This is a genomic window from Vibrio sp. 1288 (assembly GCF_033344475.1).
This window is the reverse complement of record NZ_JAWPOX010000838.1, coordinates 1-587: the sequence shown is the minus strand read 5'-3', so window position 1 is coordinate 587 and position 587 is coordinate 1. Positions and strand designations below refer to the sequence as shown.

The window sequence follows — 587 nt, the reverse complement described above, 5'->3', positions numbered from 1 at the left end:
GTTGGAATGGCGATTAAATTGCAGCCAGTCACTGAAGAAGCACAAGCGACAGGTGCAAAACTCGCAAAGGTTTGGATGCTAGACAGTGTTCAGCGTTATCACCAAGCGTGGTTAGTGCAAGGTGAGCCCAATCATATGGAAATGGATGGTTTTCAACTCACCATGACGGAAGGGGGCTTAGTGTCGCCATTCACACAACAAGGTGTACTCGATTGCGGATATTGGTTAGCTGTTCATTACCCGCAACGTAAGATTATGGCTAGTGAGTTATTAGATATTAGCGGAACAATCAAAAGTAATCGTTATATCTGCAACTATACTTACGAAAGTGGCCAAACAATTGTAGTTATGTCTACCGCTAATCGACTGATAATAGACGTCGAAATGTCGGCGGAGTGAATTTTTTGACACTTAAGTACTATAAATGGGAATGAAAGTCGGTATAATGCAAACATTACCATAAGCCTAAGGTTGTAATAAAAGGTAAACCATAAAATGATTACCTTTGTTATCAAACCTTTTCGGAATAATGGCGATTCGTCATTCTGCTAAAGCGGTAGATACAGTATCCACTTCACGGTCAGTTT

General features: G+C 40.7%; 1 protein-coding gene. It reads left to right on the top strand.

Going from position 1 to position 587, the window contains the following annotated elements; all coding sequences use genetic code 11:
- Positions 1-399 (top strand): MSHA biogenesis protein MshF (locus R8O11_RS29655; protein WP_318195183.1); only part of this gene is annotated, 399 nt, incomplete at its 5' end.
- Between the last annotated feature and the right edge of the window lie 188 nt (positions 400-587).